The sequence below is a fragment of the Allobosea sp. OAE752 genome, assembly GCF_050433265.1.
Taxonomy (GTDB): Bacteria; Pseudomonadota; Alphaproteobacteria; order Rhizobiales; family Beijerinckiaceae; genus Allobosea; species Allobosea spartocytisi.
Genome location: NZ_JBNPXO010000003.1, coordinates 34,568 through 51,341, shown reverse-complemented (window position 1 = coordinate 51,341; position 16,774 = coordinate 34,568). Strand labels below are relative to the sequence as shown.

Annotated in this window: 16 protein-coding genes; 3 read left to right on the top strand and 13 right to left on the bottom strand. The window is 66.4% G+C overall.

The genetic code is table 11. The features are described from left to right. The first annotated feature begins 65 nt into the window (after window positions 1-65). The gene (gene glmM / locus GGC47_RS09375) at window positions 66-1,409 is read left to right on the top strand and encodes a phosphoglucosamine mutase (RefSeq protein WP_038359611.1); all 1,344 of its coding nucleotides are present in this window, start codon (window positions 66-68) and stop codon (window positions 1,407-1,409) included. 127 nt (window positions 1,410-1,536) lie between these two features. Here glmM and GGC47_RS09370 read toward each other — a convergent pair whose 3' ends face one another. Continuing rightward, entirely contained in the window at window positions 1,537-2,304 is a 768-nt protein-coding gene (locus GGC47_RS09370) for an SDR family NAD(P)-dependent oxidoreductase (protein ID WP_133564517.1), read from the bottom strand. 136 nt (window positions 2,305-2,440) lie between these two features. Between GGC47_RS09370 and GGC47_RS09365 the strand changes: the two genes are divergently transcribed. Further along, complete coding sequence (locus tag GGC47_RS09365; protein WP_191125663.1) at window positions 2,441-3,478, top strand: L-idonate 5-dehydrogenase; 1,038 nt, start codon at window positions 2,441-2,443, stop codon at window positions 3,476-3,478. A 127-nt stretch (window positions 3,479-3,605) separates the two neighbouring features. On the opposite strand, the gene GGC47_RS09360 is transcribed toward GGC47_RS09365, so the two are convergent. The 3 genes from GGC47_RS09360 to GGC47_RS09350 all read right to left on the bottom strand — a co-directional run bounded on the left by GGC47_RS09360 (window position 3,606) and on the right by GGC47_RS09350 (window position 6,958). After that, entirely contained in the window at window positions 3,606-5,279 is a 1,674-nt protein-coding gene (locus tag GGC47_RS09360; protein WP_429067794.1) for a formate--tetrahydrofolate ligase, read from the bottom strand. A gap of 225 nt (window positions 5,280-5,504) precedes the next feature. Beyond that, entirely contained in the window at window positions 5,505-6,191 is a 687-nt protein-coding gene (locus GGC47_RS09355) for a glutathione S-transferase family protein (protein ID WP_038359604.1), read from the bottom strand. Further along, the gene (locus tag GGC47_RS09350; protein WP_038359602.1) at window positions 6,188-6,958 is read right to left on the bottom strand and encodes a haloacid dehalogenase type II; all 771 of its coding nucleotides are present in this window, start codon (window positions 6,956-6,958) and stop codon (window positions 6,188-6,190) included. The genes GGC47_RS09355 and GGC47_RS09350 overlap by 4 nt, the downstream gene beginning before the upstream one ends. A gap of 117 nt (window positions 6,959-7,075) precedes the next feature. Between GGC47_RS09350 and gpmI the strand changes: the two genes are divergently transcribed. Further along, complete coding sequence (gene gpmI, locus GGC47_RS09345; RefSeq protein WP_210245664.1) at window positions 7,076-8,590, top strand: 2,3-bisphosphoglycerate-independent phosphoglycerate mutase; 1,515 nt, start codon at window positions 7,076-7,078, stop codon at window positions 8,588-8,590. A 186-nt stretch (window positions 8,591-8,776) separates the two neighbouring features. Here the strand turns inward: gpmI and GGC47_RS09340 are convergent, their stop codons facing one another. The 9 genes from GGC47_RS09340 to GGC47_RS09300 form a co-directional block, all read right to left on the bottom strand. Beyond that, window positions 8,777-9,640, bottom strand: a complete 864-nt coding sequence (locus GGC47_RS09340) for an outer membrane protein (protein WP_038359600.1) — start codon at window positions 9,638-9,640, stop codon at window positions 8,777-8,779. Window positions 9,641-9,752: 112 nt separating this feature from the next. Further along, a complete protein-coding gene (locus GGC47_RS09335; protein WP_113253719.1) occupies window positions 9,753-10,202 on the bottom strand; it encodes a low affinity iron permease family protein in 450 nt (149 codons plus the stop codon). A gap of 73 nt (window positions 10,203-10,275) precedes the next feature. Beyond that, the gene (gene fghA, locus GGC47_RS09330; protein WP_370954508.1) at window positions 10,276-11,112 is read right to left on the bottom strand and encodes an S-formylglutathione hydrolase; all 837 of its coding nucleotides are present in this window, start codon (window positions 11,110-11,112) and stop codon (window positions 10,276-10,278) included. A gap of 207 nt (window positions 11,113-11,319) precedes the next feature. Continuing rightward, complete coding sequence (locus GGC47_RS09325) at window positions 11,320-12,432, bottom strand: S-(hydroxymethyl)glutathione dehydrogenase/class III alcohol dehydrogenase (RefSeq protein ID WP_112764469.1); 1,113 nt, start codon at window positions 12,430-12,432, stop codon at window positions 11,320-11,322. Window positions 12,433-12,457: 25 nt separating this feature from the next. Further along, a complete protein-coding gene (locus tag GGC47_RS09320; protein ID WP_038359595.1) occupies window positions 12,458-12,748 on the bottom strand; it encodes a metal-sensing transcriptional repressor in 291 nt (96 codons plus the stop codon). A gap of 199 nt (window positions 12,749-12,947) precedes the next feature. Beyond that, a complete protein-coding gene (locus GGC47_RS09315) occupies window positions 12,948-13,871 on the bottom strand; it encodes a hypothetical protein (protein WP_112764468.1) in 924 nt (307 codons plus the stop codon). A gap of 335 nt (window positions 13,872-14,206) precedes the next feature. Beyond that, entirely contained in the window at window positions 14,207-14,770 is a 564-nt protein-coding gene (locus tag GGC47_RS09310) for an NUDIX hydrolase (RefSeq protein WP_051987573.1), read from the bottom strand. Window positions 14,771-14,787: 17 nt separating this feature from the next. Further along, the gene (locus GGC47_RS09305) at window positions 14,788-15,822 is read right to left on the bottom strand and encodes a DUF3616 domain-containing protein (RefSeq protein ID WP_370954507.1); all 1,035 of its coding nucleotides are present in this window, start codon (window positions 15,820-15,822) and stop codon (window positions 14,788-14,790) included. Between the two features lie 53 nt (window positions 15,823-15,875). Further along, window positions 15,876-16,688, bottom strand: coding sequence for a helix-turn-helix transcriptional regulator (locus GGC47_RS09300; RefSeq protein ID WP_142021940.1), 813 nt, complete (start codon window positions 16,686-16,688; stop codon window positions 15,876-15,878). Window positions 16,689-16,774: the final 86 nt, after the last annotated feature.

Genomic DNA, 16,774 nt, shown 5'->3' with positions numbered 1-16,774 from the left:
AAGGTTTTTTGGCTATAGAAGAACGCAAATTCAGGGCGCTGGCGCCCTCTCGGAAGCGATTGGCAATGACGCGCAAATATTTCGGAACGGACGGCATTCGTGGGCGGGCGAACGGCGTCATCACGCCCGACCTCGCCCTGAGGGTCGGGCAGGCCACCGGCCTCGCCTTCCGCCGCGGCGAGCACCGCCACCGGGTGGTGATCGGCAAGGATACCCGCCTGTCGGGCTATATGATCGAATATGCCATGGTGGCCGGCTTCACCGCGGTCGGCATGGACGTCATGCTGCTCGGCCCGATGCCGACGCCGGCCGTCGCCATGCTGACGCGCTCGATGCGTGCCGATCTCGGCGTGATGATCTCGGCCTCGCACAACGCCTATGAGGATAACGGCATCAAGCTGTTCGGGCCCGACGGCTACAAGCTCAACGACGATGTCGAACGCGAGATCGAGGCGCTGATCGACGCCGATCTCGGCCCGCGCCTGGCGACTTCGCCGATGCTCGGCCGGGCCAAGCGCATCGACAGCGCCGATGCGCGCTATGTCGAATTCGCCAAGCGGACGCTGCCGCGCAATCTGAGCCTGGAAGGCCTGCGCATCGTGCTCGATTGCGCCAATGGCGCCGCCTACAAGGTGGCGCCGCAGGCGCTCTGGGAGCTGGGTGCGGAGGTCATCACCATCGGCGTCGAACCCGACGGCTTCAATATCAACCGGGAGATCGGCTCGACCCATCCGTCCACCCTGGTCAGCAAGGTCAAGGAGATGCGCGCCGATGTCGGCATCGCGCTCGACGGCGACGCCGACCGCGTGCTGGTGGTGGACGAGCATGGCCAGGTCGTCGACGGCGACCAGCTCATGGCGGTGATCGCGCGCTCCTGGCTGGAGGATGGCCGGCTCTCGGCACCGGGCATCGTCGCGACGGTGATGTCCAATCTCGGCCTGGAGCGCTATCTGGCGGGCTTGGGCCTGTCGCTGGCGCGTACCGCGGTCGGCGACCGCTATGTGCTGGAGCATATGCGCAATCACGGCTTCAACCTCGGCGGCGAGCAGTCCGGCCATATCATCCTCTCGGATTTCGGCACGACCGGGGACGGGCTGGTCGCAGCGCTGCAACTGCTCGCGGTGGTGAAGCGGATGGACAAGCCGGTCTCGGAGGTCTGCCACTGCTTCGAGCCGCTGCCGCAGATCCTCAAGAACGTGCGCTACAAGACCGGCAAGCCGCTGGAGCAGCAGGCGGTGATGAGCGCCATCGAGGCGGCGAAGCAGTTGCTTGGCGAAAGCGGCCGCCTGGTGATCCGGCCCTCCGGCACCGAGCCGGTGATCCGTGTCATGGCCGAGGGCGACGACCGCGATCTGGTCGAGCGCGCGGTCGACGATGTCGTCGATGCGGTGACGAAGGCCGCGGCCTGAGAAGAGCGCGCGTCATGCTCGGGCTTGATCCGAGCATCTCCTGCCGAAGGAGGCTCCGACGGTTATTCCGGCACGAGATTCTCGGGTCTGCGCTTCGCTTCGCCCGAGAATGACAGCGGCGGTGTCCTTACACTACAGCGGTCAGTCCGCCATCGACCATCAGCAGGTGGCCGTTGACGTAGTCGGAAGCCGCCGAGGACAGGAAGATCGCGGCGCCGACCAGCTCCTTCGTCTCGCCCCAGCGCCCGGCCGGCGTGCGGCTGCAGACCCAGCTGGTGAAGGCTTCGTCGGCGAGCAGCGCCTGGTTGATCTCGGTGGTGAAATAGCCGGGGCCGATGGCATTGGCCTGGATGTTGTGCTTGCCGAGCTCGGCGGCGAGCCCCCGCGTCATCATCTTCACCGCGCCCTTCGAGGCGGTGTAGGGGATGATGGTGGCGCGGCCGAGCTCGCTCATCACCGAACCGATGCTGATGATCTTGCCGCGTTTACGGGGCAGCATCCGCTTCGCCACGGCCTGGGTGACGTAGAACACCGAATGCAGATTGGTGTTCATCACCTCATGCCAGCCCTCGACCGGGAATTCGGTGATCGGCGCCCGCTTCTGCATGCCGGCATTGTTGATGAGGATATCGATCGGGCCGATCTCGGCCTCGATCATGGCGATTCCGGCCTCGACGGCCTTCTGGTCGGTGACATCGAAGGGCGCGATGGAAGCCTTGCGGCCGGCCGCGGTCAGCGTCTGCTGCGCCCGCTCGAGCTTCGTCTTGTCGCGGCCGTTCAGCACGACATGGGCGCCGGCTTCCGAGAGGCCCTCTGCCAGGGCGAGTCCGATGCCCTGGCCCGAGCCGGTGACCAGCGCGACCTTGCCTTCCAGGCTGAACAGCGACAGCGACATGGCGTATCCTCGCAAATTGCCGGAGCCCGGCGTCGGTTTCGTTTGCGCCGGTGGCGCGTCGTTGGGTAAGCAGTTTTCAAACGATTAGACAACGGCGCGGCTAAGCTTGTCTCGCGCCATTTGAGGAGAAGCCGCCATGCGTGCCGTCGTCATCCATGCCGAGAAGGATCTGCGCGTCGAGCAGACGACCGCGCCGGAGCTGGGGCCGCGCGACGTGCGCGTGCGGATGGAAGCCGGCGGCATCTGCGGCTCGGACCTGCATTACTATCTGCATGGCGGCTTCGGCACGATCCGGGTGCGCGAGCCTCTGATCCTTGGCCACGAGATCGCCGGCCGGGTCGAGGCCGTCGGCGACGAGGTCTCGCGGGTGAAGCCGGGCGACCGTGTCGCGGTCAATCCGAGCCGCGCGTGCGGCCATTGCCGCTATTGCCAGATGGGGCTGCAGCAGCACTGCACCGACATGCTGTTCTACGGTTCGGCGATGCGCTTCCCGCATGTGCAGGGCGGTTTTCGCGACGTGCTCGTGGTCGAGGAGCGGCAGGCGGTGAAGGTGGCGCCGGGCGTCACCGCGGCGCAGGCCGCTTTCGCCGAGCCGCTTTCGGTCTGCCTCCACGCCGCCAAGCGCGCCGGACCGCTGCTCGGCAAGCGCGTGCTGGTGACGGGGGCGGGGCCGATCGGCGCGCTCACCATCGTCGCGGCGAAGGCTGCGGGCGCTTCCGAGATCGTCGCGACCGACGTGGTCGATGGCCCGCTGCCGGTGGCGCGTAAGATGGGCGCGACGGCGGCGATCAACGTCATGGCCGAGCCTGACCGGCTGAAGGAGGAATACGGGGCGGAAAAGGGCGCCTTCGACGTGATGTTCGAAGCGTCGGGAAACCAGCATGCGCTGACCGGGGCTTTCGACGCGGTGCGCTCGGGTGGCACCATCGTGCAGATCGGCGTCGGCGGTCAGTTCACCCTGCCGATGAACGTGGTCGTCGCCAAGGAGTTCGACCTGCGCGGCTCCTTCCGCTTCCATGAGGAGTTCGACTGGGCGGTGGCGATGATCGGTTCGGGCAATATCGACCTCTCGCCGCTTCTGACCGCGACGATCCCTGTCGACCGCGCCGTCGAGGCCTTCGACCTCGCCGCCGACAAGGCGAAGGCGATCAAGGTGCAGCTCGACTTCGCTTGAGTTGTAGCTGGCTCGTCATTCTCGGGCCGCCTCAGCGGACCCGAGAATCTCCGGACGAGATAATGCCAGAGCCTTCTTCGGCGAGAGATGCTCGGGGCAAGCCCGAGCATGACGGCTGGAAGCGCTCCTAGAACAACCCCTCGATATGCCCCTGCGCGTCGATGTGGATGCGTTCGGCGGCGGGTTCGCGCGGCAGGCCGGGCATGGTCATGATGTCCCCGCAGATCGCGACGACGAAGCCGGCGCCGGCCGAGAGCCTGAGTTCCCGCAAGGGGACGATGTGGCCGGAGGGCGCGCCGCGGAGCGTTGGGTCGGCCGAGAAGGAATACTGGGTCTTGGCGACGCAGATCGGCAGCTCGCCGAAGCCGGCGGCTTCGAGATCGGCGAAGCGCGCCGCGAGCTTGGCATCGAGGCTGATGCCGGCCGCGCCGTAGATCTCGCGCGCCACCGTCTCCAGCTTCTCGCGCAGCGGCATGGCGTCCGGGTAGAGCGGGGCGAAATCGGCCTCGCCCTCATCCGCGAGCGCGGCGACCTTGTGGGCGAGTTCCTCCGCGCCGGCGCCGCCTTGCGCCCAGTGGCGGCAGATCACCGCCTCGACGCCGAGATGGTTGCGGCAGTAATTGCGGATGAGTTCGTGCTCGGCGGCGGTATCGGTCGCGAAGTGGTTGATCGCGACGATCGGCGGCACGCCGAACTTGCGGATGTTGCCGACATGGCGGGTGAGATTGGAAAGTCCGGCTTCGAGCGCCTTGAGGTTCTCCTGCCCGAGCGCGTCCTTCGCCACGCCGCCATGCATCTTGAGGGCGCGGACGGTGGCGACGACGACGGCCACGGCCGGTTTCAGCCCGGCCTCGCGGCATTTGATGTCGAAGAATTTTTCCGCGCCGAGATCGGCGCCGAAGCCGGCCTCGGTGACGACGTAATCGCCCAGCTTCAACGCCGCGCGGGTCGCGATCACCGAATTGCAGCCATGGGCGATGTTGGCGAAGGGGCCGCCATGGACGAAGGCCGGGGTGCCTTCCAGCGTCTGCACGAGGTTCGGCATCAGCGCGTCCTTGAGCAGCACGCTCATCGCGCCGGTCGCCTTGAGATCGGCGGCGGTGATCAGGCGCTTGTCGCGGGTGCGGCCCACGACGATGCGGCCGAGGCGCTCCTCCAGATCGGCGGAATCACGGGCCAGACAGAAGATCGCCATCACCTCCGAGGCGACGGTGATGTCGAAGCCGTCCTCGCGCGGGAAGCCGTTGCCATTGCCGCCGAGCGAAGAGACGATCGAACGCAGGGCGCGGTCGTTCATGTCGAGCACGCGGCGCCAGGTGATCGTGCGGGTATCGAAGCCGAGCCCGTTGCCCCAGTAGACATGGTTGTCGACCATCGCGGCGAGCAGGTTGTGCGCGCTGGTGATGGCGTGGAAATCGCCGGTGAAATGCAGGTTGATCTGCTCCATCGGCACGACCTGGGCATAGCCGCCGCCGGCGGCGCCGCCCTTCATGCCGAAGCTCGGGCCCAGCGAGGGCTCGCGCAGCGCGATCATCGTCTTCTTGCCGATGCGCGTCAGCCCGTCGCCGAGGCCGACCGTGGTGGTGGTCTTGCCTTCTCCCGCCGGCGTCGGGCTGATCGCGGTGACGAGGATCAGCTTGCCGTCCGGCTTGTCATGGAAGCCGGGAATCGCACCGGTGTCGATCTTGGCGATGAACTTGCCGTAGGGGTGGAGCGCTTCTGCGGGGATGCCGGCTTGCTCGGCAATGGCGCCAACAGGTTGAAGCGTCGCGGCGCGCGCGATCTCGATATCGGTGGGCATCCGTCCTCTCGGAGACTGTGCTGGCCCGCGCGCCTCCCGGGGGCGGGGCGTCGCGACACTGGCCGGAAATGCTGGGCGCTGCCAGCGTTTTCAAAGGGTGATGCACAGCGGAGGCGCTGTGTCCTGCGTCATTCTCGGGCGGCGCCGTGCGCCGACCCGAGAAACTCGGGATTGGCTAGCTGGCTTTAGAGAGGGCCGGGTCAAGCCCGACCATGACGAACAAGCTCACCCCGCCAGACGCGCGTTCTGCGGGAAGAGGAATTTGCGGGCGTCCGCATCGACCTCGGTCTTGAAGGCGAACTGGTCCTTCAGCGCCATGGCGCGCTGGGCGGCCGGCCGTGCCGAGATCTCGTCGGTGTGGCGCTTCACGTTCGGGAACATCGTCGCCCAATCCTCCCCGACGGCGAAGGAAAGCCGCGTCGCCCAGCCCCAGACCGACATGTCGATCAGCGTGTAGTCCTCGCCGAGCATATAGCGCCGGGTCTTCAGCCGCTCGTCGATGATGCCCCAGTGACGCTCGGCCTCGCGGGCGTAGCGGTTGATCGCATAAGGGATCTTCTCGGGGGCGAAGCGGCTGAAATGCACGGCCTGACCGCAATAGGGCCCGATGCCGGTGGCGACGAACATCAGCCAGGACAGCATCTCGCCACGCGCCTTCGGCGTATCCTGCGGCAGGAACTTTCCGGTCTTCTCGGCGAGATAGAGCAGGATCGCGTTGGAATCGAAGACGGTGACGTCGCCATCGGTCAGCGCCGGCGTCTTGGCGTTGGGGTTGATGGCGAGGAAGTCCGGCTTGAACTGGTCGCCCTTGCGGGTGTCGACCGGGACCATCTCGTAGGGCAGGCCGGCTTCCTCGAGGAAGAGCGCGATCTTCGCCGGGTTCGGCGAGGGGTGGTAGTAAAGCTTGATCATGGCAGGCTCCCGCTTGGTCCGGGCAGGTTACGGATCGCGGCATAGGAGACGAGATCGGTCAGCGCGGCAATCGTCACATCCGCATGGAAGCCAAGCTGTTCCGGCTGCAGGCGCAGCGCCTTGAACATCAGCTTCGGGTCGATCGTGCCGGTCGCCTCGATCTCGACCCGCAAGGCCGCGGCCGGCACGCGTTCGATGCGCGCGACCGTGAAGCCATGGGCCTTGGCGCCGGCGATGTCGAAGCCGTTGGAGGAGACGAAGAGGATCTCGTCGCGCGAGAGGCCGAGCCGCTTCTCGACATGGGCATAGCCGCGCGGATCGGGCTTGTAGACGCCGATCTCGTCGACGCTGATGACGGTCTCCAGGAACTCGCCGATGCCGGCATGGGCGACGAGCCGCTTCAGCATGGCCGGGCTGCCGTTCGAGAAGATGGCGAGCCGGTAGGAGGCGAGCCCTTGCAGCGCGGCACGCGCCTCGGGATAGAGCGCAAGCCCGTCATAGGCGCCGGCGATCTCCGCCAGGAATGCGGGCGTCGCGGTGAGGCCCAGTGTTTTCAAGGTGAAGTCGAGGGATTCGGTCGTGACCGTCCAGAAATCCTCGTAGCGACCCATCAGCGCGCGCAGCCAGGTGTATTCGAGCTGCTTCAATCGCCAGATCTGGGTGATGGTCGCGCCATGGCCGGGGAAAGCGGCCTCGGTGACGGCGGCGACGGACTGGACGTCGAACAGCGTTCCATAAGCGTCGAAAACCAGGGCCTTGATCGGCATGGACATCCTCCGTCCGGGGCTAGGTCTCTGATCGTTCGCCTTCTTAGCACTCGCATCGGCGGCGCAGCACATGGTATCCGCACCAGCACCTTTTCCTGAATGCCGAAGGTCAAGCCGATGCCGCCTCGTCCCGTGATGTTGATGATCCTCGATGGCTGGGGCTGGCGCGAGGATGCCGAGAACAACGCGATCAAGCTGGCGAAGACGCCGAATTTCGATCGCTTCTGGGCGAGCAGTCCGCATACCTTCCTGCGGACCTCGGGGCTCGATGTCGGTCTCCCTCCCGGGCAGATGGGCAATTCCGAGGTCGGCCATCTCAATCTCGGTGCCGGGCGCGTGGTGATGCAGGATCTGCCGCGCATCAACCAGGCGATCGCCGATGGCTCGATCGCGAAGGCCGTGGGGGAGAGCGGGCTCGTCGCTGCGCTGAAGGCGAGCGGCGGCGCCTGCCACCTGCTTGGCCTCGTCTCGCCGGGCGGCGTCCATGCGCATCAGGACCACGCCGTGGCGCTGGCGAAGATCGTCGCGGCGCAGGGCGTGCCGGTGAAGCTGCATGTCTTCACCGATGGACGCGATACCCCGCCGCAATCGGCCGCCGATTATGTGAAGAGCTTCGCGGCCGCGCTGCCGGCCGGCGCGACCATCGCCAGCGTATCCGGGCGCTACTACGCGATGGATCGTGACAACCGCTGGGAGCGCGTCGAGAAGGCCTGGAGCGCGATGGTGCTGGGGCAGGGGAATGCCTTCCCCGATGCGCAGGCGGCCATCGCCGACGCCTATGCCGGCAAGGTCACGGACGAGTTCATCGTGCCGGCCGTGATCGGCGGCTATGCGGGGATGCGGGACGGCGACGGGCTGCTCAGCTTCAACTTCCGCTCCGATCGCATCCGCGAAATCCTGAACGCGGTGCTGGAGCCGGATTTCTCGGGCTTCGCCCGGCTGCGCGTGCCGAAGCTGGTCAAGGCGGTCAGCATGACCTCCTACAGCGCCGAGCTCGACAAGGTGATGCCGGCGCTGTTCCTGCCGCAGACGCTCGCCAATGGGCTGGGCGAGACGGTCGCCAAGGCCGGGCTGAAGCAGGTGCGCATGGCGGAGACGGAGAAATATCCGCACGTCACCTATTTCTTCAATGGCGGCGAAGAGACGCCTTATCCCGGCGAGGATCGGGTGATGGTGCCGTCGCCCAAGGTCGCGACCTATGATTTGCAGCCGGAAATGTCGGCGCCGGAGCTGACCGCCAAGGCGGTCGAGGCGATCGATTCAGGCCGCTACGACCTCGTCATCCTGAACTTCGCCAATACCGATATGGTCGGCCATACCGGCGTGCTCGCCGCGGCGATCAGGGCGGCCGAGACGGTTGATGCGGGGCTCGGCGCCATCGCGGAGGCCGTGCAGCGGCAGGGCGGGGCGCTGCTCGTCACCGCCGATCACGGCAATGCCGAATTGATGGTCGATCCGGTCACCGGTAAGCCGCATACCGCCCACACCACCAATCCGGTGCCGCTGATGCTGATCGGCGGGCAGGGCAGGGCATTGGCGGAGGGCCGGCTCGCCGATATCGCGCCGACGCTGCTGGCGCTGATGGGGCTCGCCCAGCCGGCCGAGATGACCGCGCAGTCGCTGCTGCGCTGACGGGGAGTTTTTCCAGTACAGCCCGCGCGGAATCGTCATCCCGGACAAGCCGCCTTTGGGCGGCGCCGATCCGGGATCCATGCGGTCGCGCAGGACGACCCTGCGTGCAGATGTTTCGAAGAGATGAAAAAAGCGAAACGGCGCGGAGATAATCCGCGCCGTTCGCTTGTTGGAAGGCCGTGAGCCTCAGTATTTGCGCACCGTCGGCGGCGGCATGTAGGCGACCGGCGCGGGCTCGGGTGTGCCGCAGCAATTCGGGTCGCCGAAGTTCCAGCGCATGCCGATGCGGAAATCGTGGCTGTCGATGTCCTTGGCCTTGAGCGGGCCCTGGATCTGGCCCGTGAAGGCGTTGATGAGGCGGCCCGACTGGGCGTCGCCGAGATTGAGGTAGCGATAGCCCAGTTCGAGGGTGAGGTTCTTGTTCACCTCGTAGCCGACGCCGGCCATGAGCGCCCAGGCGACATTGGTCTTGGTGCCGGTGTTGGCATAGCCAAGCGTCGGACCGACGAAGTTGCCGAACAGAGCGCCCTGATCGGTCAGCCCCGCAATGCGGTTCTGCGTGAAGCCGATGCCGGCGCCGATATAGGGTGTCAGGCAATTCCAGGTGCCGAGGTCGAAGTAGCCGTTGAACAGCGTGACCAGCGAGGTCAGGTTGCCCTTGTAGGTGTTGGTCTGGTTGCCGTTGTTGAAGGGGTTGAAGACGATGTCGTTCACCCCGATCTGGCCGGCGCCGCGATACTCGCCGGTGACGTCGAAGCGCAGCCAGTTGTTGAAGCGGTAGCCGATGCCGAGGCCGGCGAAGAAGGTGGAGTTGTCGCTCTTGCCGAAGAAGCTGCCGCCGAACTCGGCGACATCGTCCTGATGGTACTTGCTGACGCTCTGAACGCCGACGCCGACATCGCCGCGCAGATAGATGCCGCTTGAGATCGTGCCCTTGAGCACCGGCGGCTCCATCGGGGGCGGGGGAGGCAGGAAGTCGGCGGCATGGGCTGCCGCAGCGGCGCTGAGGGCCAGGGCGCCCCCAAGCGCAATGGATTTCAGGCTGCCCATGGCAGGATCCTTCGCGTTGCGCGCAAGGACAAGGACGCAGTCCCGCGCAGTTACCGTTGCGCAGGACCATGCCAGCGATTTCTTAAACGAGACTTAACCCTAACGGCTAACCTTACTTTTTGGTTGAAGGGGGCGCTTCTTCCCCGGTCGCGACCTTTTGCAGGGTCTGGCGTGCCTTTGCCGCCATCGCCTCGAATTCCGAGCGGAAGTGTTCGATCTTCTCCTCGTCGAGCTCTTCGAGATCGAGCAGCTCCTCGCGCGCGCCTTCCAGCTTCAGGATCAGCTCGTCGAGCTTGATCTGCATGGCGGCGGTGTCGCGGTTCTGGCTGTTCTGGATGATGAAGACCATCAGGAAGGTGACGATGGTCGTCGAGGTGTTGATGACCAGCTGCCAGGTGTCGTTGTAGCCGAAGAACGGCCCCGACAGGGCCCAGATCACGATGACGATCGCCGCGCCGAAGAACGTCTGCGGCTTGCCGGACCAGTGGGCGACGCGCTGAGAGAGGCGCGTGAAGAACGAGCGGTCGCTCTGCGGCAGGCGGCGCTTGGATCTCTTTGCCATGATGGCCCCCCGAGCCGTGTTGAGGCTGTGACAGCTTCAACGCGATGCCGGGACGGCCGTTCCCTCAGGCCGTTCAGGCGAAGAGGCGCTCGGCGTGCCAGGCGATGTGCTGGGCCATGAAGGTGGAGACGAAGTTGTAGGAGTGATCGTAACCCTCCCGCAGCGTGAGCTGCAGCGGGATGCCGGCGGTGGCGCAGGCGATCTCGAGCAATTGCGGGCGCAGGCCCTCCTCGAGGAAGCCGTCGGCACCGCCCTGATCGACGAGCAGTTCCTTGAGGCGATGCCCGTCCGCGATCAGCAGGGTCGAGTCGTAGGCGCGCCAGCCGGCCTCGTCGGGGCCGAGATATTTCTCGAGGGCCGGGCGCGACCAGTCGGCGGTCGAGGGTTGCGAGATCGGCGCGAAGGCGGAGACGGAACGGTAGCGCTCCGGGTTCTTGAGGGCGAGCGTGATCGCGCCATGGCCGCCCATGGAATGGCCGAAAATGCCCTGACGGGACATGTCGAGCGGGAAGTTCCGGGCGACCAGCTCCGGCAGCTCGTCGCGGATATAGCTCTCCATGCGGTAGTTCGCGGCATAGGGGGCCTGGGTGGCGTCGAGGTAGAAGCCCGCGCCCGAGCCGAACTGCCAGTTGCCCGGTTCGTCCGGCACGTCCTCGCCGCGCGGGCTGGTGTCCGGGCAGATGATGGCGATGCCGTTGGCGGCAGCCGCCGCGCGGTATTCGCCCTTGTCCATGACGTTCTGGTGAGTGCAGGTCAGGCCGGAAAGATACCACAGCACCGGCACCGGCCCTTCCTCCGCCTGATGCGGCAGGTAGATCGCGAAGGTCATCGGGCAGGCGCAGGCCGTGCTCTCATGCCGATAGACGCGCTGCGAGCCGCCGAAGGCCTTGGAGGCGGAGAGGAGTTCCATGCGGGGTCCTTTCTTGCGGCGCGCGCTTTTGTCGTTCCGGGGCGACCCGTCAGGATCGAATCCGGACCGACGACCGGGCGAGCCCTTGCCCAGTCGGCTTGTTCAAGCGTCATGCCCCGTCGCGGGTTCCGGGTTCAGCGCTTCGCGCTGCCCCGGAATGACTTAGGATGCTTCACTGCCTCACAGATGAGGCGGCAAAACGACGCCTCAATAGACCACGACGCTGCGGATCGACTTGCCTTCATGCATCAGGTCGAAGCCGTGGTTGATCTCCTCGAGCTTCAGCTTGTGGGTGATCAGGTCGTCGATGTTGATCTTGCCCTCCATGTACCAGTCGACGATCTTCGGCACATCGGTGCGCCCGCGCGCGCCGCCGAAGGCCGTGCCCTTCCAGACGCGGCCGGTGACGAGCTGGAAGGGGCGCGTCGCGATCTCCTTGCCGGCCTCGGCCACGCCGATGACGATCGACTCGCCCCAGCCGCGATGGCAGCATTCCAGCGCCTGGCGCATCACATTGGTGTTGCCGGTGGCATCGAAGGAGAAATCGGCGCCGCCGCCGGTGAGATCGACGATCGCCTGCACGACCTTGTCGTTGCCGATCTCCTTCGGGTTGATGAAGTCGGTCATGCCGAACTTGCGCGCCATCTCCTGCTTGGCCGGATTGATGTCGACGCCGATGATCTTGTCGGCGCCGACCATGCGGGCGCCCTGGATGACGTTGAGGCCGATACCGCCGAGCCCGAAGACGACGACATTGGCGCCCGGCCAGACCTTCGCCGTGTAGATTACCGCACCGATGCCGGTCGTCACGCCGCAGCCGATATAGCAGATCTTGTCGAAGGGGGCGTCCTCCCGGACCTTGGCGAGCGCGATCTCGGGCAGGACCGTGAAGTTCGCGAAGGTCGAGCAGCCCATATAGTGGAAGATCTCGCCGCTATCGCAGGAGAAGCGCGAGGTGCCGTCCGGCATGACGCCTTGCCCCTGGGTGGAACGGATCGAGGTGCAGAGATTGGTGCGCTGCGACAGGCAGGATTTACAGTTGCGGCATTCCGGCGTGTAGAGCGGGATGACGTGATCGCCGACCTTGAGCGTGGTGACGCCCGCGCCGACCTCGCGCACGATGCCGGCGCCCTCATGGCCGAGAATCGCGGGGAACTTGCCCTCCGAATCCAGGCCCGAAAGCGTGTAGGCGTCGGTGTGGCAGATGCCGGTCGCCATGACCTCGATCAGCACCTCGCCGGCCTTCGGGCCGCCGATCTCGATGGTTTCGATGGTGAGCGGCTTGCCGGCTTCCCAGGCAACGGCGGCGCGGGTCTTCATCGGGCGGTTCCTTCTTTCAGGCTGTTCATTTCAGATAGGGGCGGATCACGCGCATGATGGCGGCGATCTCGTCTTCGTTCGCGTCATCGGCGGAGCCGATGGCCGGGCCGGCGCCGGCTTGCATGGTTTCGCGCAGATGGCTTTCGAGCACCTCCGCCATCAGCCCGGTTGCCGCGCCGCGTAACGCCGCGAGCTGCTGCAGCAGCGCACCGCATTCCTCGCCGCGCTCGACGGCCGCGATCAGGGCATCGGTCTGCCCTCTGATCCGGCGCAGCCGCGTGACCGCGCGCTTCTTTTCTTCAGGCGTGTGAGGCATGGGCACCGAGGCTCCGGTTGCCGCGACGCTATGGTACTGAGGGGGAGTATGTCAACGCGCGAGGCGGGCCGAAACGAAAAGAGCGGCAGCGTTGCCGCTGCCGCTCTTCGCTTTGCGCAAAATCATGACCCAGCCTTCATCCTTCGAGACGCCGCATTCGCGGCTCCTCAGGATGAGGGCTGAGGCCTCGATTGGATCGTCAGAAGCTGTAGCCCAGCTTCACCTTGACGAGATGCTGGCTGAAGTTGGTCAGGTCGAGATCGCCGGGCTGGCCCTTGGCCTTGCCGGCGACCTGGATGTTGTAGGCTGCCGAAAGGGCGAGCTGTTTCGTCGCCTGCCAGAACACGCCGGGGCCGACATAGGTGGCGTAACCGGCCTCCTTGTCGAAGCCGAGCTCGTTATGCTTGCGCATGTGGCGGACCTCGCCGCTGAGATAAAGCCCGTCCTGCACCTGCCAGGCGAGCGAGCCGGCGAGCGTCAGCGTCGAGGAGCGGCCATAGGGCGAGGGGCCGGTCCAGGTCAGGTCCTGCGAGACGTTCACCGCCGCATAGAGCGTGTTCGGGATCAGCGTCTTGTCGGCGAAGAGGCGGATGCCGGTGTTGTAGGTGGTGAAGTTGCGGGCGATGCCGTCCGGATCGGTGCGGGTGACGCTCGGGTCGATCACCAGCGTCAGGCCGATGCCGTGCATGTCGCGGCCGAGCAGGCGGTACTTCATCTCGACGCCGGCGCCATAGCCGCGCGAATCGGCGCTGATACCGCCAGCCGAGGCATCGGTGAAATTGCCGAGGACATAGGGGCCGACCTCGGCGCAGGGGAACAGGCCGTAGGAGCCCTGCAGCGTCAAGCCGTGGCTGTTGGAGGTGCCGACCCGGGTGCCGAAGCCGCCATTATAGGTCAGGCTGGGGCCGAAGGAGCCGACATCGGCCACGTCGGAGCCGGTGGTGAAGCCGAAGGCGTCGGTCGGAATGCCCTCGCTCTCGGTGCAGCGGGAGACGACCGGCGCAGGTGCCGCGGGCGCGCCCTTGCGGGAGGGCAGGTCGGCGGCAGTGGCTGCGGTGGCGACGCAGGCCCCGAGGAGCGCGAAGGCGAGGCGGGAGGAGAGGAGGGCTGAGGCCAGCTTCATCGCGGACATTCCAGTTGAGGAGGGGCGGGGCACCGTGCGTGCAAAGCGTGCTCAGTCACTCGGATCGGTGTGATGATGCATTCGCGGCCCGCTTTCCGCGATAAAAGAGCCATAGGTATTTCGGCAATCCGTTCGGCTGTTGCGGCGTTGCAACAGAAGAAGAAGGGCTGTCGGCATGGCGGCTCCGGCGGGGTGAGCAATGACCTTATGCTATTGCGATTGATTTGCAATAGCATAATCGCTTCCGACCAAACTATGGCGCGCCGATGACGGGGAAGCGAGAGAGGGGAGGCTCTCTTTTCGTAATAATATTACATGTTGCGCCGCCGCAACAATCAACCAGGCAGGGCCAGCATCGCGATCCGGGCCAGCGCGCGCGGCGCGATCGCGGCCAGCTCCTCCACCGGCTTCCAGGCGGCGGCATGCACCTCCTCGACCTGAGCGACGAGCGGCCGGGCCGGGTCGGCGAGGAAGAGATATTGCAGGTCGTGATGGACATGGTCCGGCTCGCCGCGAGCGGGCTTGCCCGGCACGTCATGGCTGTCGATGGCGAAGGGGACATCCGCCTCGCGATGCCAGGGGTGGAGCTGCAAATCCTGCACGCCGGTCTCCTCGACCGCCTCGCGCGCCGCCGATTGGTGGAAGTGCTCGGCCTCCTCCCAATGCCCGCCGGGCTGGAGCCAGCGGCCGATGACGACATGGTCGATCAGCAGGATGCGGGCGTGGTCGGGAGAGAGCACGAAGGCGCTGGTGGTGACGTGGCCGGGAAAGGTCTCGCGCCGGTCGAGGGCATGGCCTTGCTCGATCTGCCAGCGCAGCAGCGAGAGATGCTCGCGGGAGCCCGCGACCTCGCTGCGATAGCGTGCGACGGCTTCGGTCAGGCAGGGCATGAAATCCATGGCTTCGCTTCAATCTCTCAGGGCAGTTGCAGGTGGTAGGATTCGAAATGGCCGTTGCGCGGGCCGTCATAGCCGATGAGGACATCGAGCTTGCGGCCCTGCTGCGCGAGCACCGTCAGGGATTCGGCCTTCGCGTTGCGCCGCTCCGGCAACTCGCCGAGATCGGCGGCTGCATCGGGCCGGGCGGGGTCGACCAGCAGCAGGGCATAGGGCCGTTGCTGCTCCTGCGCCGGCCCGATCAGCGCGAGCAGCCGCCCGCCGGCAAGGAGGGCGAGATCGCGGATGCCGCGATCCGGCCCGGCCGGCAGCGCAACCACGCGCGGTGCCTCTGTTGCCGGCGCATGGCCCGGCGCGAACAGCTCCTTGAGCGAGGCTCCGACCAGGAAGACACGCCCGCCGAGCGAGGGTGCGCGAAGCCCGACCCAGAGCGTGTCGCCCTGCGCCGCGATGCCTTCGACATTGAGGCCGTTATCGTCCATCAGGCTCTTGCCGAAAAAGGCGCCGGCCTCGCCCGCGCGGCGCAGGACATCGCTCAGGCGATAGGTCAGCTCGACCTGCCCGGCCGGCGCACCGGTTGCGTCGACGCGAAGACGCGCGAGATGGAAGGCCGAGAGCCGGAACTCGCCACTCTTGCGCGAGCAGCCATGCGAGCCCGCGATGTAGAAGGCGCCATCGGCATAGGCGACGGCCTCGCCGTCGAGCTCGCCGAAGCGGCCGGGCTTCTTGCAAATGCCCTGCGGGGCTGTGCCCAGCACGGCCGGCGAGGCTTCATCGCCGATAATCGGCAAGGTGGCGCCCGGCGTGATCCGGTTCTCGGCGATCTCCGCGAACTGGGCGAAGGCGCCTTCGTCATTGATCAGCAGGCAGCGCTGGGCGCCGTTGGCGACAGGCATGCAGGCGAGGCCGCTGACATCATGCGCGGCCTTTCCGGGCTTCTTCCCGGCAAAATCGCTGATGGCCTTGAAGCGCTGCTCTGGTGCGAGCGTCGCGGCCTGAGCGAATGAGGCAGCCAGCAAGGCAGCCGTGGCGAGAGACAAGAAGCGATACCGCATGCGGCGAATCCGGCGAACAGGGGGCGGGATTGAGCGCGCCGAGGGGGGCGATGTCAAAGCGCGTCGGCCGTTGTCCCTTCCGCCGGAACGAGCATGGACAGCTTCAGCTCCGGCTGGCTCGCGACCGCGAAGCTGACCTGATGATAGGCCAGCCGGCCCTGCGCCGGATGGTTGAAGGTGCGTTCGCCGCCTTCGCGTTCCAGCACGACGCGTTCGCGCCAGTAGCGCGCAAAGGCCTCGCTGCGCTCGCTCAACGCGTCGATACGGTTCCGTATCGCCGGATCGTTCAGATGGGCGCTGACATCCGCGCGAAACTCCGCGACGACGCGGCGCGCCCGATTCTCGAAGTCGCAGATCAGGGCCGACGCAGCCGGGGTGAGGAAGATGAAGTTGAGGAGATTCCGATCGGCGTCGCCGTCCAGCCAGCCACGAAAGAGGCGGCTGGCCGGCTCGTTCCAGGCAAGCGCCGTCCAGCCGCGATCGAGGATATAGGCCGGGGCGGCGATCAGGCCGACGCAGGCGAGGACATCGGGCGGCACGGCATGGCTTTCGCTGTCGCCCTGTTCGGGGTCGCGCCGGCCGGCAAGCTCGAAGAGATAGGCCCGCTCGGCCCGGCCGAGACGCAGCGCCCCGGCGAAACGGGCCAACGCCAGCGGCGAGAGCGCCATCTCCCGCCCCTGTTCGAGCCAGGTGTACCAGGTCACGCTCAGCCCGCAGAGCTGCGCCACCTCCTCGCGGCGCAGGCCGGGGGTGCGCCGCCGCCCGCCATCCGGCAGGCCGATGCCGGACGGCTTCAGCCGCTCGCGCAGGGTTCGCGCGAAATCGCCGAGCTCGCGGCGCTGCTCGGGTGAGGGGCCGGATATCATGACGCAGCTATCATGGTGCAATTTATACCAGTTAAAACTTCTCTCTGAAGCTAGTTATAAGCACGTGCTAAGCCGGCCGCCATCAT

Coding starts and splice junctions, on each gene's coding strand:
- GGC47_RS09305 (WP_370954507.1), bottom strand. CDS start 15,822: ATGCGGTATCGCTTCTTGTCTCTCGCCACGGCTGCCTTGCTGGCTGCC.
- GGC47_RS09335 (WP_113253719.1), bottom strand. CDS start 10,202: ATGGCAAAGAGATCCAAGCGCCGCCTGCCGCAGAGCGACCGCTCGTTC.
- GGC47_RS09325 (WP_112764469.1), bottom strand. CDS start 12,432: ATGAAGACCCGCGCCGCCGTTGCCTGGGAAGCCGGCAAGCCGCTCACC.
- GGC47_RS09320 (WP_038359595.1), bottom strand. CDS start 12,748: ATGCCTCACACGCCTGAAGAAAAGAAGCGCGCGGTCACGCGGCTGCGC.
- gpmI (WP_210245664.1), top strand. CDS start 7,076: ATGCCGCCTCGTCCCGTGATGTTGATGATCCTCGATGGCTGGGGCTGG.
- GGC47_RS09340 (WP_038359600.1), bottom strand. CDS start 9,640: ATGGGCAGCCTGAAATCCATTGCGCTTGGGGGCGCCCTGGCCCTCAGC.
- GGC47_RS09315 (WP_112764468.1), bottom strand. CDS start 13,871: ATGAAGCTGGCCTCAGCCCTCCTCTCCTCCCGCCTCGCCTTCGCGCTC.
- GGC47_RS09365 (WP_191125663.1), top strand. CDS start 2,441: ATGCGTGCCGTCGTCATCCATGCCGAGAAGGATCTGCGCGTCGAGCAG.
- GGC47_RS09360 (WP_429067794.1), bottom strand. CDS start 5,279: ATGCCCACCGATATCGAGATCGCGCGCGCCGCGACGCTTCAACCTGTT.
- GGC47_RS09350 (WP_038359602.1), bottom strand. CDS start 6,958: ATGCCGATCAAGGCCCTGGTTTTCGACGCTTATGGAACGCTGTTCGAC.
- GGC47_RS09355 (WP_038359604.1), bottom strand. CDS start 6,191: ATGATCAAGCTTTACTACCACCCCTCGCCGAACCCGGCGAAGATCGCG.
- glmM (WP_038359611.1), top strand. CDS start 66: ATGACGCGCAAATATTTCGGAACGGACGGCATTCGTGGGCGGGCGAAC.
- GGC47_RS09370 (WP_133564517.1), bottom strand. CDS start 2,304: ATGTCGCTGTCGCTGTTCAGCCTGGAAGGCAAGGTCGCGCTGGTCACC.
- GGC47_RS09310 (WP_051987573.1), bottom strand. CDS start 14,770: ATGGATTTCATGCCCTGCCTGACCGAAGCCGTCGCACGCTATCGCAGC.
- GGC47_RS09300 (WP_142021940.1), bottom strand. CDS start 16,688: ATGATATCCGGCCCCTCACCCGAGCAGCGCCGCGAGCTCGGCGATTTC.
- fghA (WP_370954508.1), bottom strand. CDS start 11,112: ATGGAACTCCTCTCCGCCTCCAAGGCCTTCGGCGGCTCGCAGCGCGTC.